Genomic DNA, 25,674 nt, shown 5'->3' on the forward strand with positions numbered 1-25,674 from the left:
GTCGACAACACCCCCCTATCCCAAATCATGATCCCGCAACTGAGCACCATCGGATACCCGATCGGCGGAGCAGCACACGCCGCAGTAGGGGGCATTATCGCGGCCGTCAGTGGAAAACCCGCCGACGCCTCAGACCGAGCACTTCCCATGCGCGTCATCTACCGGGAAACCACCTAAAAAAGGCAAGTTCACCGACCTAGCCCACCCACGATTGACCATCAGCGCCGACGTCGCCGCTCTCCACCATCAACTCCTTACTGACTCGGAGAATTCATGACTTCGCCGTCCACTGCTGCTGCACCCCTATCTGCACCTTCCGCTCCGCCCGCCGACGGACGCTTGCCGAAGGGCGCGCCTCTGGTGATCGGGCTCCTCGTAGCGGCCGCATTTGTGGTCATCTTGAACGAGACGATCATGAGCGTCGCGCTGCCGAGCCTGATGATCGACCTTGACATCCCTACTTCGACTGCTCAATGGCTCACCACGGGGTTCTTGCTCACGATGTCGGTGGTGATCCCGATGACGGGCTTCATCCTGCGGCGATTCACGATGCGTCAGGTCTTCGGAGTCGCCATGACCCTCTTCTCGCTGGGCACAGCCATCGCGGCTATCGCTCCCGGCTTCGGTGTGCTGCTGCTCGGGCGCGTCGTGCAGGCCAGCGGCACAGCGATCATGATACCGCTTCTCATGACAACAGTGCTCACCCTCGTTCCCGCCGTCCGGCGGGGTCGCATGATGGGCGTCATCTCGATCGTCATCGCGGTAGCTCCTGCCATCGGCCCCACTGTCTCAGGTCTCATCCTGAGTACCTTGTCCTGGCGCTGGATGTTCATCATCGTGCTTCCCATCGCGGTGATCGCGCTGGCGCTCGGCCTCTGGAAGATCAGCAACCTCACCGAAACGGCGAAAGTGCGCCTCGATGTCTTCTCCGTCGCGCTCTCGACCTTCGCCTTCGGTGGACTCATCTACGGTCTCAGTAGTCTTGGAGAGTCGGGCGAAGGCGGCCTCGCAGTGCCGGTATGGGTGCCGCTTGCGGTAGGCGCTTTGGCCCTCGCTGGTTTCATTGGCCGTCAGATCGCACTGCAGAAGCACGATCATGCTCTACTGGATCTGCGCACATTCAAGACCAGAAGCTTTGCGGTAGCGGCCGTGATGATGTCGGTCAGTATGATGGCGCTGTTCGGCAGCCTGATCATCCTGCCGCTGTATCTGCAAAATGTGTTACGGCTAGGCACTCTTGAGACTGGCTTGTTGCTCCTGCCCGGCGGCGTGCTGATGGGCGTACTCTCTCCGATTGTCGGTCGGCTGTTCGATCAGTTCGGCCCGCGGCCCCTTGTTATTCCGGGAGCAGTCATTGTCAGCGTCGCACTTTGGGGAATGGCCACACTGCTCCACGAGGGCACCTTGATCGCCTGGGTGATTGGCGTGCACTTGCTGCTTAATGCTGGTTTTGCGATCATGTTCACCCCGCTGCTCACGTCAGCCCTCGGCGCGCTTAATCCGTCACTCTATGCGCACGGCAGTGCCACCACCTCGACTCTGCAGCAGCTCGCCGGCGCCGCCGGAACCGCACTGTTCGTCACTGTCCTCTCGACCTCGACTGAGGCCGGACTCGCTGCGGGCCAGACAGAGTTGTCTGCGACTGCGGGCGGGGTGCAGGCTGCATTCTTGATCGGCGGACTTATCTCGCTGGCGGCAATTGTCGCCTCGTTCTTCGTTCGCCGCCCAACATTGTCGCAGACCCGAGGGTTCATTGCCCACTAAAGGGCCTTCCGCGCTGACCCCCTTTCAGGCAGCTCGCGGCCGGTGACCACGACGTTGGGCAGGTTTACGATCAGCAGCCACCTAGATTGGCGCTGGTCGTGCGCGACGGTGCACAGCAGAACGGTCCCGCTGTGACAGTGGCGTCCGGATCGAGGAGGGAGACGCGGACGAGCCGCCACGGCTCGTCGTCCACGCGTGCGCGTACGGTGAGTGCGTTGCCTGACCAGCTCCCGCGGACGGTCACTAGTCGTTTGGCCCACCCAGGTACGGGGGACAGTGACCAGTCAGAGGTGCCTTGCGTGACGACAGCCCCCAGGCTTTCTTCGCCGTCGCTTAGCTCGACGCCCGCTTTGATCCATGATTTCCTCGTCGATCCTGACGAAAATATCCGCCTGGTCGAACTGGCCGGAGAAATGGCGATGGAACGGTACTTCGGCTGCAAACTCGGATTCCGTCTGGGCCAGCAGTGCATTCTCAGTGGCGTTGACGAAGCCGTACGACGTGACGCGCCAGGCATCGCTGCCCTCACGCACGGTGGCGTGAATGCGGCCGTCGTCGGTTGTGACGTCGGAAGGTTCATTCGTCCACAGGCTAGGTACGTCAGGTTCGGGCAGGGTGTGGGAGGGTCAAAGGTCCTGTGGCGAGATCTGCCGCTGTCAGTCAGCAGGAGTTGCCGGGGATGATCCGTAGCCTGAGGTCAGGCGTCGGAAGGTCGGCGTCGTGCCCGATGGCAAGCATCGCGGAGTTGGCGACCAAGCGAGCCGCCACGGCAACGTCGTAACCTACCGTCGTGAGTGGTGGATTCATGACTTGCGCCAGGGGCGTGTTGTCCATTCCGATCAGGCCGATGTCGGCAGGCATAGACCATCCTCGCCTCTGGATCGCCGTCATCAGGGCGATGGCGACATCGTCGTTGTAGCAGGCGATTCCAGTCCCCGTCTCGAGAGCGGCAACTGCGGTGTCGACTGAATGCCGGTCGATCGCGATCCCGAGAATGTGGGGCGGTGGTAGTCCAGCACCGGCGCAGGCGTTCGCGACTGCGCGCTCACGTCCTGGGCCATAAGGGTTGGATCGACGATCGTGTAGGTGGACGAAGGCAAGACGCTCGAATCCCTGGGCGATGAGGTGCTGTGCTTGGAGCGTGCCGATATTGGCGTCGAATTCAGTGTCCGTCGTCGTATCGAATCCTTGAACGGATCTCTCGGCAAGGATCTGGCGCTCTTCTGGGCTGAAGGGCTGGAGCGAAAGCACCGCTCTGGGCCTGATCCCGCCAAGGATTCGATCCAACGTGCCGGGCGATCCGGTCGAAAAATGCAGGACGAGGCTCAGCCCGTTCTTGGCGAGACTGTCGGTGAGGGGATCAAAGATGTCCTGTAGGTTGCTGCCGTATGTGGTGTTGGGAATGAGTGCGACGATGAAGTCACTGGATCCACTTCGCAACATCCGGCCGGCAACGGAAGGCTCGTATTGGAGTTCGCGGGCCGATTCAAGGACTCGACCCACCGTCCCGGTGGCGAACCGGTGGGTGTGGCCGTTGAGGATTTGGCTGACAGTGGCTCGGGACACGCCCGCACGTCGCGCGACGTCGGCACTGGTGGCGGCCATCCGGACTCCTTACGGTCTGATCTTCACACGATAGGCCACAAAATTGACACGTGGTAATTGGCGTGGTGTAGTACTTCATTGTCACGTGATAATGTGCGTTGAATCACCACCCAGTCCGACATCTGAGTTGGACGACGAAGGAGTCATGATGTCTGACAGTCCCTCCTCGTCGGCTGTGTCCATCGCCCCTGCACCGCTGGCCCAAGAAGTTCTCCTAGCCAATATTCGAGGCGAAAGCGCGCCGACAGGTCCGGTTCGCACCCAGGTGTCGAACCGGTACATCGTGTTGCTGCTTGTCGGAATGTTTGGTGCATTCGCAGCGCTGGTCGCGCCAATCGGACTCAGCCTCTCCCTTCGTATTCAGGAGCTGGCACCCTCCAACGTCGAAGTGCTCGGGTACGTCATTGGATTCGGCGCAATCGTGACAACGGTCTCTGGCCCCTTGGTCGGCCTCTGGAGCGATCGAACTCGCTCACGCTTCGGCCGGCGACGTCCTTTCGCCTTCGGTACCGCCCTGATCGGTTTTGCAGGCCTGATCGTTATCGCGATGGCTCCCAGCGTGCCGATACTGATTGTCGGATGGGCCATCACGTCTGTTGGATGGACCGGCAGCATGAATGCGCTGGTTCAGTCCCAGGCAGACCGTTTGCCGGAGTCTCAGTACGGTCGCGTAGCCGGGCTGTCCGGGTTCATTCAGATGGTCGCCCCAGTTGTTGGCATCGGACTGGCCAGCTCGTTCATTGGCAACAATTTCCTCGTCTTCCTGGTGCCCGGTGCTGTGGGCCTGCTGGCGATGATGGCCTGGGTGCTGTTCGTCAAGGAGCGCGACTCCAGGGACACCGAATTCGAGGACAGGATAAGCGCCGGAAAGCTGTTGAGCAGCTTCGTATTCAACCCCCGAAAGTACCCGGATTTCGCCTGGAACTGGCTGGCTCGACTGCTGTTCATGACCGGCGTCACCTTCGCCTCGACGTTCACCTCGTTGTTCTTTGCGTCCCGCCTCACTGCGAGCGGTCACGTCGCTGACATCGGAAGCGTCCTGGTCGTATTTTCGCTGGTCGGGGTTGTCTGCACCGGCGCCGGCGCTCTCTTGGGCGGGTTTCTTTCCGACAAACTCAACCGCCGCCGCCCCTTCGTTCTCGCGTCGGGCATTCTCTACACGGCAGGATCGATCACGCTCGCCTTCGGCGGCAGTGACTTCGCCGTCCTTCTCTTCGGGTCATGCCTCACTGGGCTGGCACTCGGAATTTTCTCGTCCGTCGATCAAGCGTTGATGCTCATGGTGTTGCCCGAGAAGGACACCAACGCGGGTCGTTTCCTCGGCATCAACGGCTATGCAACCTCGATTGCTCAGGCCGTTGCACCACTGCTCGCAGTTCCTCTTCTCCTCGTTGGCGTCAGCCAGGGAGAGAAGAACTACGGACTACTCTTCCTTGTCGCCGCCGGACTGACGATCATCGCCGGGATCATCGTGCAGGCAAGGATCAAGAGCGTGCGCTGAGCCACACTCCTTCTCGCCTCGCGAGCGATCTGGTGACCCCCAAGCCTGGCAGGAACGGCCCAGTCCACGCGAAAACGACTGCTATTGCCCGCATAACGACGTCCCATCAACGGAGACCACATGACCACGCCGATCTACAAGGACACCACCGCGTCCATCTCCGCCCGCATCGACGATCTCCTCGGGCAGATGACCCTCGAGGAGAAGGCCGGGCAACTGACCCAGTACTTCCATTTCGGGGTTCCTGAGATGGCCGCTGACTTCGACATCGACGCACTCCCGCCAGAGCACCGTGCTTTCCTCGACCAACCCGCAGCAGTCGAAACTGCACTGGAGCAGGGAAAAGTCGGGTCCATCCTCTTCGTCACCGACGCGAACCTAATTCTCCGGCTGCAAAAGATCGCGATCGAGAAAACTCGTCTCGGGATCCCGCTGTTGTTCGGCTTCGACGTTATTCACGGCTTCCGCACCATCCTCCCCGCTCCGATCGCCCTGGCAGCAAGCTGGAACCCGGACCTCATCGAACGAGCCCAGACGGTGGCTGCCCGTGAAGCACGCGCCGTGGGCATCCATTGGACGTTCGCACCCATGATTGATATCGCCCGGGACCCCCGCTGGGGACGGATCGTCGAAGGCCCAGGAGAGGACCCTGTGCTCGGAGCGGCCGTCGCAGCGGCTCAAGTTCGGGGATTCCAGGGAGACCTGGGAGCGGACCGGGTCCTCGCAGGCCCTAAGCACCTTGCCGGCTATGGCGCCGCCCGGGGCGGACGTGACTACGATGACGCCGAAGTCTCTGACTCCGAGTTGCGCAATGTCTACCTCCCCCCGTTCCGGGCGGCGATCGACGCGGGTGCTGCAAACGTCATGAGCGCTTACATGGACCTCAACGGCGTCCCCGCGTCCGCTAATCGGTGGCTGATGACCGAGGTTCTCCGCGAGGAGATGGGGTTCGAAGGCTTCGTCGTGTCGGACGCGAACGCGGTGCGCTCTCTCGAGACGCAGCATTTCGCCCAGGACCTCACGGACGCAGCGGTTAGCGCGCTCGAGGCCGGACTCGACATGGAGATGGCCATATCGGACGCCGCGTTCTCCCGACTTCCCGGTGCTGTCGCCGAGGGACGGATCGACGTGAGTGTCCTCGACACCGCTGTTCGTCGTGTGCTCGAGGCCAAGTTCCGCCTCGGCTTGTTCGAGCGGCCTTACGCCGATTCTTCCGCTGCCAACGATGTGCTCGACTCGGTCGAACATCGGGAGATCGCGCAGATCGCCGCGGAACAGTCCTTCGTTCTGCTCAAAAACGCCGATCATGCTCTACCGCTGTCCATAGAGCGCCTCGGCACGGTCGCGGTTATCGGGCAACTCGCTGACAGCCAACGGGACATGCTCGGGCCATGGGTGTTCAACCACGACACCGCGGAGACCGTCACGATCCTCAATGGCCTTCGCTCCCGCCTCGGAACCGAAACCGTCGTTCACGCGCCCGGCGCGGGAATCCTCGAGCGTAAGTTTCCCTCGGCCTTCGATCAGTCCGACCCGACCATCACCTCGACCCCCGACGGCTGGGACGATGACGCCGAGATCGAACGCGCGGTCGCTGCTGCCTCCGCTGCAGACGTCGCCGTCGTCGTCGTCGGTCAGCGGCAAAACCAGGCCGGCGAAGGGGCCTCCACGTCAACGCTTGACCTACCCGGCCGCCAGCAGGAACAGCTCGAGCGGATCACCGCCACAGGTACCCCCGTCATTCTTGTCGTCATCTCCGGACGTCCTCTTGACCTGCGCTGGGCGGACGAAAACGTCTCCGCGATCCTTCAGGCCTGGTACCCCGGCACTCGTGGAGGTGATGCCATCGCTGCGACCTTGCTCGGCGAGACATCGCCAGCAGGCCGTCTTCCGTTCACATGGCCGCGCCACGTCGGTCAGGTGCCGCTCATCCACTCGCACCTGCGGACTTTCGCGCCCCAGGACCAATCGACCCGCTATTTCGAGGAGGAGAGTACGCCGCTATTCCCGTTCGGACATGGCCTCTCCTACGCAACATTCGAGTACTCCGGCCTGCGTGTCGATCGCGACACAGTGACTGTCGGCGATACCGCGTTGGTCTCGGTCGACGTACGCAATGTGTCGGAGTGCAGCGCAGACGACGTTACACAGTTGTACATCCACCAGCGGCACGGCGCGTCCTCCCGGCCTATCCGCGAACTCAAGGGATTCAAGCGCATCACACTTGGTCCCGGTGAGCAGTGCACGGTCACCTTCCCAGTTGGCCCCGACCAGCTCCGTTACTGGAGCGCCGCCACGCGCTCCGATACGCAGGACGCAACCGCGATCGACATCGGCATCGGCCCGTCGTCGAACACTGCGCTCGACATCACTCTTACAACCACCCCGGCCCACATCCGATGAACACACAGGAGCAGCACATGTCCGACTTCCAACAGGGGTTCCTCTGGGGCGCCTCGTCCGCACCTCACCAAATCGAGGGCAACAACCTCGCCAGCGACTGGTGGAAGAACGAGGCAACTATGCCCGGCATGGAGCCCAGCGGTGACGCCGTTGACAGCTACCATCGGTACCGCGAGGACATGCAACTGCTCGCGGACGCGGGCCTCGACACCTACCGTTTCGGTATCGAATGGGCGCGTATCGAACCGCGGGCCGGTCACGTTTCACGCGCGGAACTCGCGCACTACCGGCGCATGATCGACACTGCTCTCGAGCTGGGCCTCACCCCCGTAATCACGCTGAACCACTTTACGATCCCCCTCTGGTTCGCTGAGGAAGGAGGTTGGACGGGCGACACCGCGTTCGAGCGATGGACCAAGTACGTCGACACGCTCATCCCGATTCTCACCGATGTCGAGTGGATCATTACTTTCAATGAACCCAACATGCTCTCGATGATGCTGAAAGCGCAGCAGGTGTTCGAAGCCGGAGACGCTGGAGACTGGGTAAGCCCCACAGTCGAAGACGAGAACAGCGCTGCGCGGGCGGCGAGCCTTCCCGATCCGGATCCGGAGATCGGAAGGCGCTTCATCGCGCTGCATCGTTCAGTGCGCGACACCCTCCGAAAAGGAACCGGTGCGAAGGTCGGCTGGAGTGTCGCCTGCCTGGCCCTCACTGCCACGCCAGGCAACGAGGACAAGCTCACGGCCGTGCGTCACGATTGGGAAGACCTCTACCTTGAGGCGTCCACGGAGGATGACTTCCTGGGCGTTCAGTCCTACTCCTCGCAGTCCGTCGATGAGAACGGGCTGGTGCCCCACCCCCCGCATCCGGACAACTCGCTCACCGGCGCCGCATATCGCCCCGACGCCCTCGGCATTGCTGTCCGCCACGCCGCGGCGCTGGCCAACGTCCCCATCCTTGTAACGGAAAACGGAATCGCGACGGCGGATGACACCCGCCGCATCGCTTACACCGACGAGGCCCTCGCCGGGCTCGCATCAGCGGTGAAAGACGGTATTGACGTTCGCGGATACCTGCACTGGAGCATCCTCGACAACTACGAATGGGGGCACTGGGGGCCGACCTTCGGACTCATCGCCGTCGACCGGACCACCTTCGAGCGCACGCCGAAACCGAGCCTCAAGTGGCTGGGCCAGCGTGCCGCCCACAATCGAGGAAGTTAGGCCCACTAAGTGCGATTCGCAGGTGAATTGGCCGACTCTTCCTCAGTTCTTTGAACTCAACGATCCAACAATGCAAGCAGGAGAACATCTCATGACATTCCCTCGACCAGCAGTGGTATGCAACCCGGTAGATGTCGCCTATCGGTTCCAAGAGGTGCATGACGGAGGACCTGAGCGGGCGGGTCGAACTGTTCATCGTGAGGCAGCAGATCCGTCGATAGTGCGGTTCCGTGATCGCTTCTTCCTGTTCGCGTCGATGTCCGGCGGGTTCTGGCACTCGACTGATCTCGTTTCCTGGGAATACCGCCCCACGACGAAGCTCCCCACGTTCGACTACGCACCAGACGTTCGCGAGGTCGACGGTGCTCTCATTGTCAGCGCCTCGCGGGCGGGTGACAGCCCGTACTTTCGAAGCGAGAACCCTCTGGAAGACGACTTCATCGAGATCAGCTCCGGCTTCCCGTTCTGGGATCCCAACGTCTTCCAAGATCAGGACAGTCGCACCTACTTCTACTGGGGATGCTCGAACAAGGAGCCCATCAAAGGCACCGAAGTCGACAGCGTGTCCTTCGCCCCGCTCGGAGAGACAGTTGACCTGATCAGTGCCGACGCGGATCGGCATGGGTGGGAGAAAAGCGGTGAGGACTATGTCGTCAAAGCTCCGACAACCGAGCGTGAACGGCTCATCATGGAGCACGTTGGTTCGGAACCGTATATCGAGGGGGCGTGGATGACTCCCCACGCTGGCCGCTATTACCTGCAGTACTCCGCTCCCGGCACGGAGTGGAATACCTATGCGGACGGTTACTACGTGGGGGACACGCCGCTCGGGCCATTCACTTACTCTCCCCATAGCCCGTTTTCGCTGAAGCCCGGAGGTTTTATCACCGGCGCCGGCCACGGGAGCACCTTCCAAGACGCGCACGGGAACTGGTGGCACGCAGCAACACAGCGCATCTCGGTAAACCATTCCTTTGAGCGCCGGATTGGGATCTTCCCTGCCGGGTTCGACGCCGACGGCGTGCTCTTCAGCAATCAGAATTTTGGCGACTACCCCACGGTTGTTCCGAGCGGCCTCGTCGATCCGTGGAAGGACACCTTCGCAGGGTGGATGCTGCAATCGTTCGGAGCGACTGCTACGGCTTCGTCATCCAAAACGGGTCATGATCCCGCGTCGACGGTGAATGAAGACATCCGTAACTGGTGGGTCGCCGGGTCAGCAGAACCCGGCGAGTGGCTGCACCTTGATCTCCACTCGGAACGCACCATCCACGCGATCCAGGTGAACCTCGCAGATGACGATCTCGCCTCGATCGCACCCGAGCCGGATGTGAAGCAGAAATTCGAGTATGAGCAACGGGGACACTTCACAGGTGACCAGCCAACCGAGTTCCGGGTCGAAGTTTCGATTGACGGATCGAGCTGGACGACCGTGGTCGACAACGATGCGGATTCGATCGAAGCCCCTCATGCGTTCGCGGCGCTGGAAAAGGCCGCGCGTGCGCGCTTCGTTCGCCTGACAGGTGGGCGGATGCCGTTCGGTGGCCCGCTGGCCGTCAGCGGACTCCGGATCTTCGGTCTGGGTGACGGCAGCACACCGGCACCCGTAACCCCCGTGGCTTCTCGTCTCGACGAGCTCACGGCGAAGCTAGACTGGGATCCCAGTGACGGCGCCCAAGGATACAACGTGCGCTATGGAATCGCGCCGGACAAGCTTTACAACAGCTGGCTGCTGTACGGGCAGACATCACTTCACCTCCCCAACCTCAACGCCGGTCACTGCTACTGGGTCGCCGTCGATCCCTTCAACGAGAACGGCATCACTACAGGGCAAGCAACTCCGGTAGATGCGGCTTCGGCATGAGGGCCGGCAACGAGGACGAACAGCCAAGGAGGGTTCGTGGATGACTGATGAGCCAACAGTTCGCACGACTGCAGGAGCGGTGCGCGGGGAATGGGTGGATGGTGCTGCTCGTTTCCTGGGCATTCCGTATGCCGAACCGCCGTTCGGAAAACTCCGTTTCCAAAGGCCGGTCCCGCGGCAACCCTGGGAAGGAGTCTTCGAGGCCCGGGAGTACGGTGCCACCGCGCAGCGGAAGTCTTCGGCAGAGAGCACCATCCCCGAGCCGAGCGTTCCCGGAGACGACATCCTGACAGTGAACGTCTTCACGCCGAGCCCTGGGGACCTTGGTGCCGGGCATCCCGTGCTCGTGTGGATTCATGGCGGCGGGTATGTAGCGGGGTCACCTGCGAGTCCCTGGTATGACGGACGCTCATTCTCGCGGGATGAGGTCGTGACCGTGACCGTCGGGTACCGGCTCGGCTTCGACGGATTTGGCTGGCTGCCGGACGCGCCGCAGAACCGCGGGGTGCGCGACTGGGTCCTCGCCCTCGAGTGGGTACGCGACAACATCGCCGAGTTTGGTGGGGATCCCGCCAGAGTCACCATTGCAGGGCAGTCAGCGGGTGGGGGCGCCATCATGACGCTGCTCACGCTGCCCGCGGCCGAGGGGCTCTTCTCCCAAGCGGTCTCGGCCTCGGGAGTACCGGCAGACATTTCGTTGGACAACGCTAAGTCGAAGGGGGAGGAGATCGCGACTCGTCTCGGCATCCCCCTTACGGCCGCTGCTTTCGCCGACATTCCGGAAGCTGAACTCATTGCCGCACAGGAACTGGGGTTCGATGGCGGTGAATTGTCGAACCTGGGTGAGGTGCTCGCCGTGATAGGTGGGTTGAACGGTACCCTCACTCTTGGCCCCGTCGTCGACGGCGATTACGTCATTGACAGCGTGGAGAACGGGATCGCCGCCGGAAGGGGATCCGGCATCCCGCTGATCATCGGCGCCACGCATGACGAATTCGGCGGAGCCTTCACCGCTATTCGTGAGGGGGTGGACCCGACTCCCGCCCACGACGTTCTCACACACATGGGCGTCGACGAAGCGATTATCGATAACTACATCGCCAGCCTGCCCGATCACTCATCGAGTCAGATCGCCGCGCAGTTCGTAACCGACGTCATGTTTCGTGCCCGACTCATCGATTGGATGCGCCTGCGCAGGGGGGCGCCGACCTGGACCTATGACTTTACGTGGAGATCTGCAGTTTCAGGGCTCGCTGAGCATTGCATCGACGTACCATTCATTTTCGACGTCCTCGAAACGGAAGGTGTGGCACGGGCCTTGGGGCAGGAGCCTCCGACCACCCTCGCGGATGCCGTGCATGGCGCATGGGTGAAGTTCATTGAGAGCGGCGATCCTGGCTGGGCTGCCGATCAGGTAACCGTCCTCGACATCACTGCACGGACAGGGGACACGATGCCTGGCGCGCGAGTCATCGCTGCTGCTGTTCGGGTCTGAGACCACGAGTGCGCCCCTGTCGCGGCGCACACGTGGTTTCATCCACTTTCGACCTGATAGGCCCACGCCTTCAGGTAAGTCCCAGGCGACGGCGGATGAACGACCGGATCTCGAGAGTGACGGGGACTTCCTCCTGCGCGCCTCCGAAGCCCGCGTACGCCCGTCGAAAACGTGGAAATCGGCTTAGACACCCGCTTCCCGAAGGCGTCTGTGCACGAGCACGGTGTTGGAGAGGAACAAATCCTTCGTGCCGTCGATGGTCAGGCTGTTCTCGGGGCGACAATCGAACAGCGCCGACTGGTCGATGAGATGACGACGTCGCTCCACGACTCGATGGTGATCGGTGTGGGCGCGCTCGCGGAGAGTCGATTGCCACCCTCGGTCCGATCCTGACGATGGCGGATGCCGCCGCGGGTGCCGCCATCGCTGGCGCGATCTCGCCGCGCGAGGCGCGGTTTCAGATCCGAATAGCCGCTCATTTGCTGGGGCTGCCGGAGGCCACCGTCAACGCCGGGCTCGCCGCCTCAATGGTCGACGACGCCTCCGCTAGGGAATAGTCGGAATCGGTGAGGGCTGCTAGCGGGCACATCAGCGATCGTGCACGGCGGCCAACCTCGTTCTCTCCGGTTCAGATCGGAGCAGCGGCGACACCGCCGCCTCGGACGGCGAGTCCTTGGGCGGCACGCCCGGTGAAACACGATCGCGCGTTGTTACGTGACAACAATCACTTGACGCGCTATTGTTGCGTAACAACACCTGCTGACATTCGCTGGCAAACCGATTCCGGTCGCCCGTTCTGCTCGGCATTCACGACGATGGAGTTCTGATCGCCGTCTGGTGCAGCGCCAACCCGCAGTCTGCGGGCGCTGCGGTCGACGACGCCGATCGCTCCCCGGACCCGCCCGAAGGGGAGACCGACCACATGACGCTCACATCCAAGAACACCATCCAAGAATGGCTCACAGACCCCGTCGGCGGTCCGATCCTCCGCGGCGTACTCCAGCGTGCTGGGCAGGGCGAGGAGGCTCTCTCGAGCGCGGGGGGACTGAGCCTGCGGGCCCTGTCCGATGTCGCCGGCGAGGCGTTTCCACGCGAAGTCGTCCACGAGCTCGTGCAGCAGGCAAACGGCGGATCGACTCCGCCCGAGGAGACCGAAGATGACCTCGCGGGCACTGGCTCCCAGCGCTTCGCCGGGAGGACCATCATCGTCACCGGAGCTGGCTCCGGCATCGGACGCGCCACCGCTCAACGGATCCTAGCCGAAAGTGGGAGAGTAATCGCGGTCGACGTCGCCTCAGCAGGCATCGGCGCGCTGGCCGAGGCCGCAGCTGAAGGCTCGGTCGTCGCCGTCACGGCAGATATAACCTCGCCGGCCGGGGTGGCCTCGATCATCGAAGCGGCGGGGTCGAGCATCGATGGTCTCGCTAACATCGCCGGGATCATGGACGGCATGACGCCGCTGCACGAGACGGATGACGCTCTCTGGCGCAGGGTTCTCTCCGTCAACGTTGACGGCACGTTCGCGCTCAGCCGCGCCGTACTCCCGTCGATGCTGGCACGAGGCCGCGGATCGATCGTCAACATTGCTTCTGAGGCGGCCCTGCGTGGTAACGCGGCGGGGACCGCCTACACGGCGTCAAAGCACGCCGTGGTCGGCATTACCAAGAGCTCTGCGTTCCTGTACGGGCCCTCTGGCATTCGCACCAACGCGGTCGCTCCTGGCCCCACCGCGACTGCTATCCAGGGATCTGTGGCTTCCGAGTTCGGGATCGAGCGGCTCGGACCGTTCATGGCGCTGATCCCGCCGATCGTCACGGCGGAGACAATGGCCGCGTCCATCACTTGGCTGCTGAGCGATGACTCCGCGAACGTGAACGGCGTCGTGCTGGCGTCGGACGGCGGCTGGTCGGTGCAGTAAGGCAGTACCAGGACGATGACAACCACCACTTGCCGGATCGACCCGAATGGGAGAATGACCCCGAATGACTGACACCACCGCACCCAGCGTGCCCGGCCCCAGCAACGAGACCGCCCGATTACGTCTGCGCGCTGATCAGGCTACGACGCCGATCAGCCCGACCTTGTACGGCCTCTTCCTCGAAGACATTAACTTCGGCTGCGACGGCGGGCTGACCGCCAACCTCGTCAACAACCACAGCTTCGAGGGCGTCTACCTTACTAACGGCACCCTGCCGTACGCGCCACTTGACTTGATACCCGACGGCGCGCGTGAACGTTTCGCCGCAATGGCACCGGAGGACCTGCCGCTACCGCCAACCACCCCCGCAGGCAGGCACCTGGACCAGTTACGACACTGGAGCATCGACGGTGGACGCCTGGAATCCTCCCGCCAAAGCGCTGCCACTCCGGGAGCCACCTTCGCGCGAGTCCACGTGGACGATGAGCAGGCCACACTCGAGAACCAGGGCTACCCCGGCGGATTTCCCGGCATGGCCTTGGACGCCGAACGGCCGATGGTACTGAGCGTACTTGCCCGCACCGATGCATTCCGCGGAACGCTCCAAGCCCGCCTCGTCGGCGCCGACGGTACCGTCTTGGCATCTTCTGCGATACAGCTGGATGCTCAAGGATGGCAGCCGTGCCACGTCAAGCTCGCCCCCGCAGCCACCATGCTGGGCTCATTGCAGATAGTCGTCACCGGCGTCGGCTCCGTCGACATCGACGAAGTTCAACTGGTGCACGAAGATCACTGGGGCGCCGGCGACCCGCGCTGGAGCCAAGGAGTACTTCGGCGCGACCTCGTCGAGGCACTTGGAGCGCTCGCTCCGCGTTTTCTCCGCTTCCCAGGCGGTTGCATCGTAGAGGGCTGCGGCGACGGCAGCCACTTCGACTGGAAAAAGACCGTCGGGCCCCCCATTACCCGCCGTGCCGAGTACAACCTCTGGGGTCAGTCACGCACAGACGGCGACTACAGCCAAAGCAACCAGATCGGCTTCTACGAGTACTTCCTGTTGTGCGAAGACCTGGGCATGGCGCCGATACCCGTTGTCTGGGCAGGAGACAGCTGCCAGACGCGGATGGACGAGCATCTGCCGTTGGAGAGCGCCGAGTTCGCGGCAGTGGTTCAAGACACCCTAGACCTCATCGACTGGGCAACCGGCGATCCGAGCGTGAGCCACTGGGCTGCGCTCCGCGCTGCCGCCGGCCACCCGGAGCCGTTCCCGCTCCACCACCTCGGCATCGGAAACGAGAACTTCGGCCCGGAATACCTGGCCCATTTTGAACGGATCAAAAACGCCGTCGATCGAGCCCACCCCGGACTGACCGTCATCGTCAACGGAGGAGTAATCCGACCGGGGGAGAAGGCCGATCCAGCGTGGACGATCTGGGGCAAGGATCAGGGCGTCCTGATCGACGAGCACTTCTACAACGCTCCTGCCTGGTTGTTCAATTCAACCGAACGCTACGACGCCTACCCCCGCGGAGGTGCCAGTGTCTTCCTCGGGGAGTACGCCGCACACGTCGGATACGACCTCGGAGACCGGCACCCGGCCGTGCCGGAGGACATGATCTCGCCAGAGCCGAACACCTGGCTCAGCGCCCTGGCCGAGGCGGCGTTCCTTACAGGCGTCGAACGCAACGCGGACGTCGTCGCGTTCAGCTGTTATGCCCCGCTGCTCAACCTCGTCGGACACGGACAGTGGCCGCACTGTCTCATCGATTTCAGTCCTAGTCACGTCGTTCGTACCGCCAACTACCTCGTCCAGCAGTTGTTCGCCACCCGCATCGGTGAGCATGTCGTGCCGGTAGAAGGAGGACTGCCTGCGAATGTCTTCGCCTCGGCCAGTGTCGGTGACGGAGTACTGCACCTGAAGCTGGTCGCGATCGGCGCTGATCCTGTCTCGCTAACTCTCGCGATCGACAGGGTACAGGACGGCACCGCTACCGCCAGCGTGATCGGCGGCCCGCTCGAAGCGGTCAACCGGCTCGCTTTCGAGGGTGAGCCGCGGATGGAGGTGGAGCCGCGGGCAGTAGACCTTGAAGTCCGTGGAGGGTCAGTCGAGCTGATCCTGGATCCGACCAGTGTCCTCGCCGTCTCGTTCGCGATCGTTCCGCTCGGTCCCGTCGAATGATCGGCGACAGCGGGCGGCCCCACGTCACGTCGTAGCAGATATCACAAGAGAACAGCATGTTTTTCGGCTTTGCATATGATAAAGTTCGCAAACACTTAGTGACACGTGTTACCAAGTCACTTTTTGGATGAATTTGACCCCGGCTACCGGGGTACCGACGAAACTCACCGAGACAAGGAAGTCAATGAAATGAAGATTGCATTAGCACTGAGGACGGTGGCGGTCGCCGCCGTCACCGCGATCGCAATGGCGGGCTGCACCGCCGGCGGGACGTCAGACGAACCGAGCGGGGGTAACGAGACCCTGCGCCTGTCGCAGGGCGGCACTCCCTCGAACTTCACGATCGGCGAATGGGGCGGTGGTGAGAACATGCTCTCCACTGCGGTCTACGACACGGTCATCACGATGGGCGTCGACGGCAAGCTCCTCCCAGGGATCGCCAAGTCCTGGCAGTACGATGACAGCCGCACCAAGTTGACCCTCGACATCCGTACCGGGATGAAATTCACCGACGGTGAGGCACTCGACGCGGAGGCGGTGTCGGCCTCGCTCGAAGCCCTGAGGAAGGGGACGGTGAGCCAGGCCGCGTGGGCGAGAGTCGCGTCAGTGGAGCCCACGGACGATTCGACCGTCGTCGTCACGCTCTCGGCCCCCGACGCCGCGTTCCTCCCCGCTCTGACCAACTCGAACGGCGCCGTCGGTGCCCCTAAGACGCTGACTGCCGAGAGCTCGCAGCTCAAGCCCGTCGGTTCCGGGCCGTACACCCTCAATGACCAGAAGACGGTGGTGGGCTCGAAGTACGTCCTGGACCGGAATCCGGATCACTGGAACGTAGCGTCCTACCCCTTCGAGCACGTCGAGGTCTCAATCCTGGCCGACCCCACCGCTGCGCAGAACGCGCTCCGGTCGGGTCAGCTCGATGTGCTGGGCGCGGCTGAGAACGCGGACCAGTACCCCGCCGCCCAGTTCAACTCCGGAGAGAACAAGCCGACTTCCCTCGCCGTCCTGTGGCTCTCCGACCGTGCGGGGACGATCGTGCCCGCCCTGGCCGACACGCGCGTCCGCCAGGCGATCAACCTCGCGTTCGACCGCGACACGATCGCGTCGAACCTGATCGGTGAAGGGTCCTCGGCGACCAACCAGGTCGTCAGTGACATCGACTCCGCCTTCTCGAAGGACCTTCTCGATGTCACCCGGTATGACGTCGATAAGGCCAAGAAACTGATGGCAGAAGCCGGATACGCGGATGGGTTCAGCGTAACAATGCCGAGCACCCCCTATTCGGTTCAGTACGAGTCCGTCATGACCCAGTCCCTGGCGGACATCGGCATCACGGTCAACTACGAGTCCGTCGCGCTGACCGACTTCTTCACGAAGGTCGCCACCAAGAACTACGCGATGTACTTCATGTACAACGGGATGGCCTCCAACAACGCCGTCGACATCAAAAACTCGCTCGGCGGCATCTTCGACCCCTTCGGCTCCGCCACGCCGGAGCTCACCCAGCTGATCGCCGCGGCGGACGCTGCTTCCGACGAGGAGCAGGGCGCGGCCTGGGGCGATGTGAACGAGTACCTCGTGCGGAACGCCTGGAATGCGCCGCTCAACCAGGTCAACGGCTTCTGGGTCGCCTCGAAGAAGGTCACGTTCACCGCGCCGACGCAGTACAACCTCAACCTGCTTCCCTACGCGCCGGCCGGCGCGTAGCGCTCATTCCTATCGAGTGGCGCGGGGAGGTCCTTCCCGCGCCACTCCGGGGGTCATTATGCTGACATACCTGCTGCGTCGCCTCCGCGACGGGCTCATCCTCATCTTCATCGTGACGGGCATAACGTTCTTCATGACCTACGGCGCGAACCTGCCGGTCGCGTTCAACATCCTCGGCCCCTCGGCCACACCTGAGCAGATCACTCAGCTGAACGCCCAGCTCGGGCTCGATCGCCCCGTGGTCGAGCAGTACTGGAGTTGGCTCGCCGGTGTGTTCCACGGAGACCTCGGTACCTCGTACTTCACAAGCGAGCCGGTCGTGACGTCTCTCTCGACGCGGCTACCGGTCACCCTCTCCGTCGTGCTCGTCGCGTCGGTCATTGTGATCCTGCTGAGCACGGTCCTCGGAGTGGTATCCGCGGCCCGAGGCGGAATCGTGGACACGTTCCTCCAGGGCATCTCCACCATCGCGTTCGTCTTCCCGGGGATCGTCCTCGCGATCGTGTTCGTCTACGTGTTCGCCATCCAGCTGGCGTGGGTGCCTGCGGTGGGGTTCACTCCGCTCGCGGAGTCGCCATCCGCCTGGTTCGCGTCCATCGCGCTCCCCTCCCTTTTGCTCGCCATCGGCGGAATCGCGTCCCTGGGTGCCCAGATACGCGGGGCGATGTCCGACCAGCTCGAGCGGGACTACGTCCGGACCCTCCGAACGCGCGGCGTCTCGGAGGGGAAGATCCTCCTCAAGCACGCGCTCCGCAACGCCGCCGCCCCGGGACTCACCGTCTTCTCGCTCGAGTTCATCGGCATGTTCGGCGGAGCGCTCTTCATCGAGAAGGTCTTCGCGCTCCCCGGCTTCGGCACCTTCGGGTACCAGTCGTCGATCCAGGGAGACCTCCCCGCGATGATGGGCGTCGCGCTCTTTGCTGTCGGCCTCCTCGTCGTCGTCAACCTTGTCGTCGACATCCTCAACGGATGGCTTAATCCGAAAGTGAGAACCCAGTGACCACCGCAGCCGACCTCGCAACCGTTCTTCCCGATGCGCCAAGTGCCCGCCGCCCGGCGGGGGTGTTCATGCGCCTCCTGCGCAAGCCTCTCGGGGCCATCCCGCTCCTGATCCTGGTCGTGCTGATCGTCCTGGCGATCCTGGCACCCGTGCTCAGCACGCATTCCCCTACCTTCGCCTCCCTGGAGCAGGTGGACGCCCCTGCGGGTACCCCCGGGTGGCCCCTTGGCGCCGACCAGTACGGTCGGGACATCTGGGCGCGCGTCCTCACCTCCCTGCAGGTCTCGTTCATCTCCGCAGTGCTCGGCGCGGGCATCGCCGTCGTCGTCGGGACGACGTTCGGCCTCATCGCCGGGTACGTCGGGAAGCGAACCGACGCGGTGTCGTCCTGGGTCTTCAACCTCGTTATGAGCTTCCCTGGGATCGTCCTGCTCATCGTGCTGTTTCCGGTCACCGGCGGCACGTATCAGGCGACGATGCTCGTCTTCGGCTTCCTTTTGTCTCCCGGCATTTACCGCCTTGTCCGCAACCTCGTCCAAGGAGTGCGCAATGAGCTGTACGTCGACGCGGCACGCGTGGCAGGCCTGTCGAACCGAAGGATCCTGACACGCCACGTCCTGTACGTGGTCCGCGGGCCGATCGTCATCGCCCTCGCCTTCCTCGCCTCTGCGGCGATCGGTGTGCAGGCGGGCCTCGCGTTCCTCGGCTTCGGCGCGGTCAGCCAGCCGAGCTTCGGGAGCATGACCTCGGACGCCTTCACCAACATCTACACCGCCCCAGTCCAGCTCGTCTGGTCTGCCGGCTTCCTGGCCCTTCTCAACGGGTCACTCGTTCTTCTCGCCAACGCCTACCGCGATGTCCTTTCCGCTCCCCAGGCGAAGGCCAAGCGCCGGCGCGTCAAGACAGGTGAAGCCGTCGTCGAGAGGGCCAGTGCATCCGAGTCCGCGGGCGACGCTCCCAGCGCCCCGTCGGCCCATGGTTTGCTCCGGGTGCGGGGGCTGCGCGTGAGCTATCCGCAGTCGGACGGGAGCATGAAGGACGTCGTCCGCGACGTCTCGCTTGATATCGCTCCCGGCGAGATCGTCGGACTCGTTGGTGAATCGGGCTCGGGCAAGACGCAGACGGCCTTCTCAATCCTCGGTGTCCTCCCCAAACAGGCTGCAGTCGTCGCTGGCGCCCTCGAACTCGCCGGAGAGTCATTGCTGAGAAAAGACGCCAGAGGAATGCGCCGCCTCAGGCGGGGAGTCATCTCGTATATCCCGCAGGAGCCCATGTCCAACCTCGACCCGTCGTTCACCGTCGGCAGTCAACTGATCGCTGGAATCTCCGCCGCCATGTCGCGCCAGGAGGCAAAGGACACGATCATCGGTCTGCTCGCTCGGGTAGGCATTGCCGACCCCGAACGGACCTACAACTCGTATCCGCACCAGGTATCCGGGGGTATGGCCCAACGTGCCCTGATCGCAGGAGCCGTGGCCTCTCGTCCAAAGCTCCTCATCGCTGACGAGCCTACTACGGCACTCGATGTGACCGTTCAAGCGGAGATCCTGGATCTGCTGCGTGATCTGCAGGCCGAGTACGGCATGGGCGTGCTTCTTGTCACTCACAACTTCGGGGTGGTCGCAGATCTCTGCGACCGCGTGCTCGTGATGCGGGACGGGGAGCTCGTTGAGGCCGGGGGCGTTCGGGAAATGTTCAACAATCCCCAGCATCCGTACACCCAGCAACTCATCGGGTCGATCCTCGACGAGGACACCGTTCGCACCGATCCTCCGCGGCTTTCGACGGAGACGACAGGGAGTACAGAATGAACCCATTGCTCAAGGTCGAGGATCTTCGACTGCGATACCAGGGCCGAGGTTTCCGGCCAAAGACAACCGAGGTGCTACGAGGTGTCTCGCTGGAAATCGCCGCTGGAGAAACGCTAGGCCTCGTAGGTGAGTCAGGGTCCGGTAAGACGACTCTTGGTCGTGCGATCCTCGGGTTGGCGAAACCGACGGGCGGCACGATCAACTTCGATGGGAAGGACATCACAAGGCTCGATACCGCGGGGCGCCGTGGGCTCGCGAAAGACGTACAGGTGATCTTCCAGGACCCTTACACGTCCCTAAATCCGACGCTGCGCATCGACGACATCCTCAGTGAGCCCCTGATCGGGCAGGGCGTCAACCTGACAGAGGCCCGCGCCTCGGTAAGTGAACTTCTGGCTCGGGTGGGTCTGCCGGCGGATGCAGCAAACCGCTACCCGAGGGAGTTCAGTGGAGGGCAGCGACAACGTGTCGCCATTGCACGAGCACTGGCGTTGAAGCCTCGACTTGTCATCTGCGACGAACCCGTCTCTGCTCTCGATCTAACAACGCAGGCCCTTGTCCTCGATCTGCTGATCGAATTGCAGCGCAGCACCGGCGTCGCGTACCTGTTCATCACGCACGACCTCTCGGTGGTGCGCCACATCAGTCACCGTGTCGCGGTGCTCTACAAGGGCGAGATCGTGGAGACAGGACCGGTCGGCGAAGTGACGGACAATCCGCAGAACGACTACACCCGTCGCCTGATCCTGGCTGCCCCGACGGCCGACCCAGACCGGCAACGTGAGCGGCGCGAGGCGCGTCGGCGGCTGTTTGCGGAAACCCGTTGAGCGATTAGATTTCCTACGGGACAAGTCTGACAGCGGGTACCCTGGCTGAGTTTCTCGTACCGTTCAGACGGCCCCGCACACGAAGGCGACGCGCGCGCGATTCATGTCGAGCGCCGTCGCCGTCGTTCGTCCTCGATGGCGACATTCCAGGTTTCCGATGTGCCGGCCCCGGACTTACACAACTCAGCTGGATTCGCCGGGCACCAGCGCTACGAGCGACTCGAGCGCAACTGACTCAGCAGCTTCGACGTTTGGATAGGCGCCGAATTCAGGCCGGCCGAGAAGACGCTTGAGCTCCGACACGAACTGCGCGTTGATCACGGCCATGTTGATCGCGATGGTGGTGAGCCGGGGGGAGACTAGCTGGCCCACGTCGATGCGGTCCACTCCCACGACCGCGACCCGTTCCGGAACGCTCAAACCCAGGCGACGGACGACTGCGAGTACTCCAATCGCCACCTCGTCGTTGTAGCAGGCGATGCCAACCGGCCCGTCGATTTGCTGTAGAACGGGCTCGAGAGCAGCGATGGCGCCCTCCAGATCGATGGGGACCGAAATCACCTGGGGCGCCGGAGCGCCCGCCGCCGCCGCGCCCTCTGCGACTCCCTCGGCACGGTGGATGCCGAAGGGACCGATTCGATCATCGGCGAGGATCGCGTAGAGAAGGCGGCGCCTGGGCAGCCTCAGAAGCTCCTGAGCCTGCATCCGGCCGACGAGGTGATCGAAGCCGTTCACATCGCCAGGAGCTACCGGGATCCTCGGCAGGACCGGGGTACCCGCTGCTTCGAGCTCCGCGATCGTCTCGCGATCAAAGACCGCAAGGTGAAAAACGGCCGCGGGACGGAGATCCAGGATGGTGGTCAACGTCGCCGCGATATCGCTTCCGACGTAGCGGACGAGCGCGTTGAGGCCGAGCCGTTCCGCTTCAGCGGAGAAGTGCTCGATCGTCTCTTGCAGCCGGGTGCCAAAGGTGATGTTGGGCACTACTATCACGATGAGGTCGCTGACCCCCGTGACCAGCGCCCGGCCAGCACGGGACGGGCGGTAGTTGAGCTGGGCGGCCGCCGCTGCTACCCGGTCGCGGGTCTCCTGGGGGAAGCGCGCGTCATTCCCGTTAAGGATCTGGCTGACAGTTGTTCTGGACAGCTTCGCGAGCTTGGCCACGTCCCAGCTCGTAGTGCGAGGGCTTGATCTTCCAGTTGTCATACTTAAAGTTTCCCATACAGCCCGTACCCGTTCCCCATTGGTGAAACGAGACATCAGACCTTCTGCCCGCGGGGTCGGGTGCTGTCTCGAAACCCTGCCAGGCCCCTCACAGAGGGGGCTGGTTGCCCGTGTTGTCGGCCGACCCCAGTCGCAGACGCCAGGACCAGTGGTACTCAGGGTCGGTCAGTCTGAACTCTGCTCGGGTATCGGGTCCGAGTTGGGCTGTGCCGAGGCCTCGGTGCGCAATGTCGAGCTGCACGATGGTCCGACGGCTCTCCGGCAGCTCCCACCAGTGCTTCGCTGCTTCGAGCTCCTGGATGGTGTGGCGTGCGACGGTCAGCTGCATCGGAGAATCGTGTGTGGTGGACACCACTCCGGCCGGGCCGGTGAGGCGCGTTGACAGCACGTCACCGCGGCCGCCGTTCTCCTGCGGGAGCAGGTAGGGCACAGCTGCGTCGTCGATGGTTGAGGTCCATCGGCCCAGCAACGCGGAGGCACGGCGATCGGGATAGTTCTCCCACGGCCCAAGGCCCACCCACTGCACGTCGTCGAAGGTTCCAGCCAATTCGAATTCGACTCCCACGCGGAGCCCGTCCATGGTGCCCTCGGGCAACTGGACGGTTTCAACGAACTCGAAGTCGTTGGGCGATAGCCTTACGATCCGCTGAGTGTGGACCACTTCGTCACCGAAGGCCGTGCGGTAGCGGATGCGGACCAGGACGGCACCGTCCGGCTGGTCGTCGACCGACACGGACTCTTCCGTTAGTTCGAAAAAGCCTGTTCGGACGAAACGCTGATCCAGGAAGAAAGACGTGTCATTGTCCACGAGAGCACGCCACAAATTCAGGCGCGGGGCGACCTTCAGCAGAGGATGCGCGAGCCGGCCGGCTGCCCCAACCGGACGGCCTGAGGACGGCCTGACCTCGAAGCTCCGAGCGGCGCGCGCGCGCGTTAGCTGGTGCTGCGCCAGGACGGTTCCAGCATGCGCCCATGATGTGTCTTTCGCGGTCAGTACGTCCAGTGTGAGCGCCAGTGCGTCGTCATCGTTCAGTCTGGCGCGCAGTAGGTGCGGTATCTCGATGATCGCCGTCTCCCCGGCGCCAGCTCGCGCGTGCACCGCGAACCGCTCTGTCGGTCCTTCTGTCGATTCGACAGCGAAAGCGAATCTGAGCGAGGACAGATCGGCGAACGTCTGGCGATTCAGCACTCTCACTCTTCCGTCGAGCGCGTCTTCGATCGGCGAGACGATTCGTACGGGGCTGAAAAGGCCGCGGGCTTCGTAGAGTGCGGGTTTCGGTGTGCCATCGGCGAAGACGATGCCGTTCAACACGATCGGTCCGTCGTTTGGTTCGTCGCCGAAATCGCCGCCATATCGGTAGTGTCGGTCGCGGTAGAGGTCAAGGGCGTGATCCTTGAACTCCCAGATGAATCCGCCCTGCACACCGGGGAGCGACTCGATCGAGCGCCAGTAGTCCGCCAGTCCCCCGGTGGAGTTGCCCTGCGAGTACGCGTACTCGCACATGATCAGCGGCCGGTCCGCTTCCGGATGCGCCGAGAAGGCCTCGAGGGCGGAGACGGGCGGGTACATGGGGCAGACGATGTCGGTGGCGGCGCGGCCCCCGTGCCAGTCGGCTGCGATCGCCCCCTCGTAGTGCAGAGGGCGGGTGGGATCGTATCCACGCACCCAGGCGGCCGCGGCGTCGTGGTTTACTCCGTAACCGGTCTCGTTCCCCAGCGACCAGGCGATCACCGAGGGGTGGTTCTTGTCGCGGATCACCATGCGTGACACGCGGTCGACGAACGCCTCCAGATAGCGGTGGTCGTTGCAGATCTGGTTGGCGAACGCATGACCTTCGATGTCGGCCTCATCGAACACGTAGAGGCCGAGCTCGTCGCAGAGGTCCAGGAACACCGGGTCGTTGGGGTAGTGCGAGGTGCGAACGGCGTTGAAGTTGAAGCGTTTGAGTAGCGACAGGTCGGCGAAGTGGTCCTCGCGACTGAGGACGCGACCGGTCTCCGGGTGGAAGTCGTGACGGTTGACTCCCTGGATCCAGATCCGACGACCGTTCACCAGAAGATCCCGCCCGACGATCTCCACCCGGCGGAACCCCGCGCGGATCTCGGTGCGATCGGCGACGACGCCGTTCGCGTCGACGAGCTCGACGAGGACGGCTTCCAGGTGAGGCGTCTCCGCGGACCACGGGTCGACGACGAGATCGACCAGCTCGATGATCGCGGCGCCGGGGCGTTCGGCAGGGTGCATCGCCGCGAGCGAGGCGGCGGCAGCGGCCGCAGCTTCGGGCGGCAAGGAGGCCTTTGCTGCGTGCAGGCTCATCAGGTCCATGATCCCGTCGGGCATCAGCGGTGCCGGGGGTCGGGTGCGATCCGCGGAGCTGGGCGGGATGGTAAGCGCGGTCTGGCGCGTGCCGACAGGACTCTCGACCGCATTGCCGGCGACGCTCACCCGGACCGAGTGCGTCCTCTCGAAGCTCTGCTCTGCACCGCTGACCGTGGCCACGATGCGAGCCGAGCCGAGCTGGGTGTCGGGGTCGTAGTCCGCGACCACCTTCACATCCTGGAGCCGTACTCGCGCTAGCCGTTGAAGCTGTACCGAACGGCTCAGGCCCGACTGCCACCACTGATCCTGATCCTCAAGGTAGGTGAAGACAGACCACTTCGCGACGCGCAGCTCGATCTCGTTGGTGCCGTCCTGCACTTCGGCGGTGATGTCGAACTCAGCGGCGAGGTGCGAGTCGGTGCTCTCACCCGCCAGCGTGCCGTTCACGCGTACCTGCAGGTAGCCCTCGGCTGCGCCCACGTGGAGCACCACGCGATCCTCCCCGATTTCACTCAGCTCGAACGACCGGCGGTAGACGCCGGTCGGATTCGCACTTGGAACGCTCGGAGGCACGAGGTCGAAGGGCATTGTGATGTTTGTGTAGTGCGGGCGGTCGCTTGCCTCGCGCATCGTCCACAACTCAGGAACGGTTACGTCGAGCCAGCTATCGCCTAGAGTGGCTTCCCAGGACGGAAGAAGCTGGAAAGACCACGGCCCGTCCAGATCGAGATCCGGTGTGCGACGGATCGACGTCATCGGAAGACGACGGTATGAGACCACCCCGGCTTCGGGTCCGAGTGGGCTGTTATCAAAGGTATTCATGGGGTCTCCTT

The 25,674-nt window shown here is 63.3% G+C and carries 19 protein-coding genes; 13 read left to right on the plus strand and 6 right to left on the minus strand.

The window, feature by feature from the left end; all coding sequences use genetic code 11:
- Positions 1-177, plus strand: a 177-nt coding sequence (locus ACU18_RS20430) for a substrate-binding domain-containing protein (RefSeq protein ID WP_197273557.1), incomplete at its 5' end; no start/stop codon positions are given.
- 96 nt (positions 178-273) lie between these two features.
- On the plus strand, positions 274-1,764 hold the full coding sequence (locus tag ACU18_RS10355; protein ID WP_050685472.1) for an MDR family MFS transporter: 1,491 nt from the start codon (positions 274-276) through the stop codon (positions 1,762-1,764).
- Positions 1,765-1,834: 70 nt separating this feature from the next.
- On the opposite strand, the gene ACU18_RS20210 is transcribed toward ACU18_RS10355, so the two are convergent.
- From ACU18_RS20210 to ACU18_RS10360, 3 genes are all read right to left on the minus strand, one after another.
- Positions 1,835-2,152 (minus strand): DUF1349 domain-containing protein, encoded by a 318-nt coding sequence (locus ACU18_RS20210; protein WP_231686051.1) that lies wholly within the window; start codon positions 2,150-2,152, stop codon positions 1,835-1,837.
- On the minus strand, positions 2,049-2,297 hold the full coding sequence (locus ACU18_RS20215; protein WP_231686049.1) for a DUF1349 domain-containing protein: 249 nt from the start codon (positions 2,295-2,297) through the stop codon (positions 2,049-2,051). Before ACU18_RS20215 ends, ACU18_RS20210 begins: the two co-directional genes overlap by 104 nt.
- Before the next feature lie 127 nt (positions 2,298-2,424).
- Positions 2,425-3,369, minus strand: coding sequence for a LacI family DNA-binding transcriptional regulator (locus tag ACU18_RS10360; RefSeq protein WP_050685473.1), 945 nt, complete (start codon positions 3,367-3,369; stop codon positions 2,425-2,427).
- A gap of 145 nt (positions 3,370-3,514) precedes the next feature.
- Between ACU18_RS10360 and ACU18_RS10365 the strand changes: the two genes are divergently transcribed.
- From ACU18_RS10365 to ACU18_RS10385, 5 genes are all read left to right on the plus strand, one after another.
- On the plus strand, positions 3,515-4,870 hold the full coding sequence (locus ACU18_RS10365) for an MFS transporter (protein ID WP_050685474.1): 1,356 nt from the start codon (positions 3,515-3,517) through the stop codon (positions 4,868-4,870).
- Positions 4,871-4,990: 120 nt separating this feature from the next.
- Entirely contained in the window at positions 4,991-7,273 is a 2,283-nt protein-coding gene (locus ACU18_RS10370; protein ID WP_050685475.1) for a glycoside hydrolase family 3 N-terminal domain-containing protein, read from the plus strand.
- Between the two features lie 17 nt (positions 7,274-7,290).
- On the plus strand, positions 7,291-8,499 hold the full coding sequence (locus ACU18_RS10375) for a glycoside hydrolase family 1 protein (RefSeq protein WP_050685476.1): 1,209 nt from the start codon (positions 7,291-7,293) through the stop codon (positions 8,497-8,499).
- A 70-nt stretch (positions 8,500-8,569) separates the two neighbouring features.
- Complete coding sequence (locus ACU18_RS10380) at positions 8,570-10,363, plus strand: family 43 glycosylhydrolase (protein WP_197273558.1); 1,794 nt, start codon at positions 8,570-8,572, stop codon at positions 10,361-10,363.
- 40 nt (positions 10,364-10,403) lie between these two features.
- Complete coding sequence (locus ACU18_RS10385) at positions 10,404-11,858, plus strand: carboxylesterase/lipase family protein (protein ID WP_082178277.1); 1,455 nt, start codon at positions 10,404-10,406, stop codon at positions 11,856-11,858.
- A gap of 183 nt (positions 11,859-12,041) precedes the next feature.
- On the opposite strand, the gene ACU18_RS19920 is transcribed toward ACU18_RS10385, so the two are convergent.
- The gene (locus ACU18_RS19920; protein WP_197273559.1) at positions 12,042-12,185 is read right to left on the minus strand and encodes a hypothetical protein; all 144 of its coding nucleotides are present in this window, start codon (positions 12,183-12,185) and stop codon (positions 12,042-12,044) included.
- Between the two features lie 595 nt (positions 12,186-12,780).
- On the opposite strand from ACU18_RS19920, the gene ACU18_RS10395 reads away from it, so the two are divergent.
- The 6 genes from ACU18_RS10395 to ACU18_RS10420 all read left to right on the plus strand — a co-directional run bounded on the left by ACU18_RS10395 (position 12,781) and on the right by ACU18_RS10420 (position 21,297).
- The gene (locus ACU18_RS10395; RefSeq protein WP_050685480.1) at positions 12,781-13,776 is read left to right on the plus strand and encodes an SDR family NAD(P)-dependent oxidoreductase; all 996 of its coding nucleotides are present in this window, start codon (positions 12,781-12,783) and stop codon (positions 13,774-13,776) included.
- 64 nt (positions 13,777-13,840) lie between these two features.
- Positions 13,841-15,952, plus strand: coding sequence for an alpha-L-arabinofuranosidase C-terminal domain-containing protein (locus tag ACU18_RS10400; RefSeq protein WP_050685481.1), 2,112 nt, complete (start codon positions 13,841-13,843; stop codon positions 15,950-15,952).
- Positions 15,953-16,075: 123 nt separating this feature from the next.
- Positions 16,076-17,659, plus strand: a complete 1,584-nt coding sequence (locus ACU18_RS10405; protein WP_157407672.1) for an ABC transporter substrate-binding protein — start codon at positions 16,076-16,078, stop codon at positions 17,657-17,659.
- 58 nt (positions 17,660-17,717) lie between these two features.
- Positions 17,718-18,659: an ABC transporter permease gene (locus ACU18_RS10410; RefSeq protein ID WP_050685483.1), complete on the plus strand. Its 942-nt coding sequence runs from the start codon at positions 17,718-17,720 to the stop codon at positions 18,657-18,659.
- The gene (locus ACU18_RS10415; RefSeq protein ID WP_231686050.1) at positions 18,656-20,470 is read left to right on the plus strand and encodes a dipeptide/oligopeptide/nickel ABC transporter permease/ATP-binding protein; all 1,815 of its coding nucleotides are present in this window, start codon (positions 18,656-18,658) and stop codon (positions 20,468-20,470) included. Before ACU18_RS10410 ends, ACU18_RS10415 begins: the two co-directional genes overlap by 4 nt.
- Positions 20,467-21,297 (plus strand): ATP-binding cassette domain-containing protein, encoded by an 831-nt coding sequence (locus ACU18_RS10420; protein ID WP_050685484.1) that lies wholly within the window; start codon positions 20,467-20,469, stop codon positions 21,295-21,297. The genes ACU18_RS10415 and ACU18_RS10420 overlap by 4 nt, the downstream gene beginning before the upstream one ends.
- 183 nt (positions 21,298-21,480) lie before the next feature.
- Here ACU18_RS10420 and ACU18_RS10425 read toward each other — a convergent pair whose 3' ends face one another.
- Together ACU18_RS10425 and ACU18_RS10430 are read right to left on the minus strand one after the other, a co-directional pair.
- A complete protein-coding gene (locus tag ACU18_RS10425; RefSeq protein ID WP_050685485.1) occupies positions 21,481-22,461 on the minus strand; it encodes a LacI family DNA-binding transcriptional regulator in 981 nt (326 codons plus the stop codon).
- Between the two features lie 148 nt (positions 22,462-22,609).
- Positions 22,610-25,663 (minus strand): glycoside hydrolase family 2 TIM barrel-domain containing protein, encoded by a 3,054-nt coding sequence (locus ACU18_RS10430; RefSeq protein ID WP_050685486.1) that lies wholly within the window; start codon positions 25,661-25,663, stop codon positions 22,610-22,612.
- Positions 25,664-25,674: the final 11 nt, after the last annotated feature.

Source organism: Arthrobacter sp. ZBG10, from assembly GCF_001238605.1.
Taxonomy (GTDB): domain Bacteria; phylum Actinomycetota; class Actinomycetes; order Actinomycetales; family Micrococcaceae; genus Arthrobacter.

Bases quoted from the DNA above. Each gene is read 5' to 3' on its own strand.
- ACU18_RS10355 (WP_050685472.1), top strand. From the start codon at position 274: ATGACTTCGCCGTCCACTGCTGCTGCACCCCTATCTGCACCTTCCGCT.
- ACU18_RS10360 (WP_050685473.1), bottom strand. From the start codon at position 3,369: ATGGCCGCCACCAGTGCCGACGTCGCGCGACGTGCGGGCGTGTCCCGA.
- ACU18_RS10365 (WP_050685474.1), top strand. From the start codon at position 3,515: ATGATGTCTGACAGTCCCTCCTCGTCGGCTGTGTCCATCGCCCCTGCA.
- ACU18_RS10370 (WP_050685475.1), top strand. From the start codon at position 4,991: ATGACCACGCCGATCTACAAGGACACCACCGCGTCCATCTCCGCCCGC.
- ACU18_RS10375 (WP_050685476.1), top strand. From the start codon at position 7,291: ATGTCCGACTTCCAACAGGGGTTCCTCTGGGGCGCCTCGTCCGCACCT.
- ACU18_RS10380 (WP_197273558.1), top strand. From the start codon at position 8,570: ATGCAAGCAGGAGAACATCTCATGACATTCCCTCGACCAGCAGTGGTA.
- ACU18_RS10385 (WP_082178277.1), top strand. From the start codon at position 10,404: ATGACTGATGAGCCAACAGTTCGCACGACTGCAGGAGCGGTGCGCGGG.
- ACU18_RS10395 (WP_050685480.1), top strand. From the start codon at position 12,781: ATGACGCTCACATCCAAGAACACCATCCAAGAATGGCTCACAGACCCC.
- ACU18_RS10400 (WP_050685481.1), top strand. From the start codon at position 13,841: ATGACTGACACCACCGCACCCAGCGTGCCCGGCCCCAGCAACGAGACC.
- ACU18_RS10410 (WP_050685483.1), top strand. From the start codon at position 17,718: ATGCTGACATACCTGCTGCGTCGCCTCCGCGACGGGCTCATCCTCATC.
- ACU18_RS10420 (WP_050685484.1), top strand. From the start codon at position 20,467: ATGAACCCATTGCTCAAGGTCGAGGATCTTCGACTGCGATACCAGGGC.
- ACU18_RS10430 (WP_050685486.1), bottom strand. From the start codon at position 25,663: ATGAATACCTTTGATAACAGCCCACTCGGACCCGAAGCCGGGGTGGTC.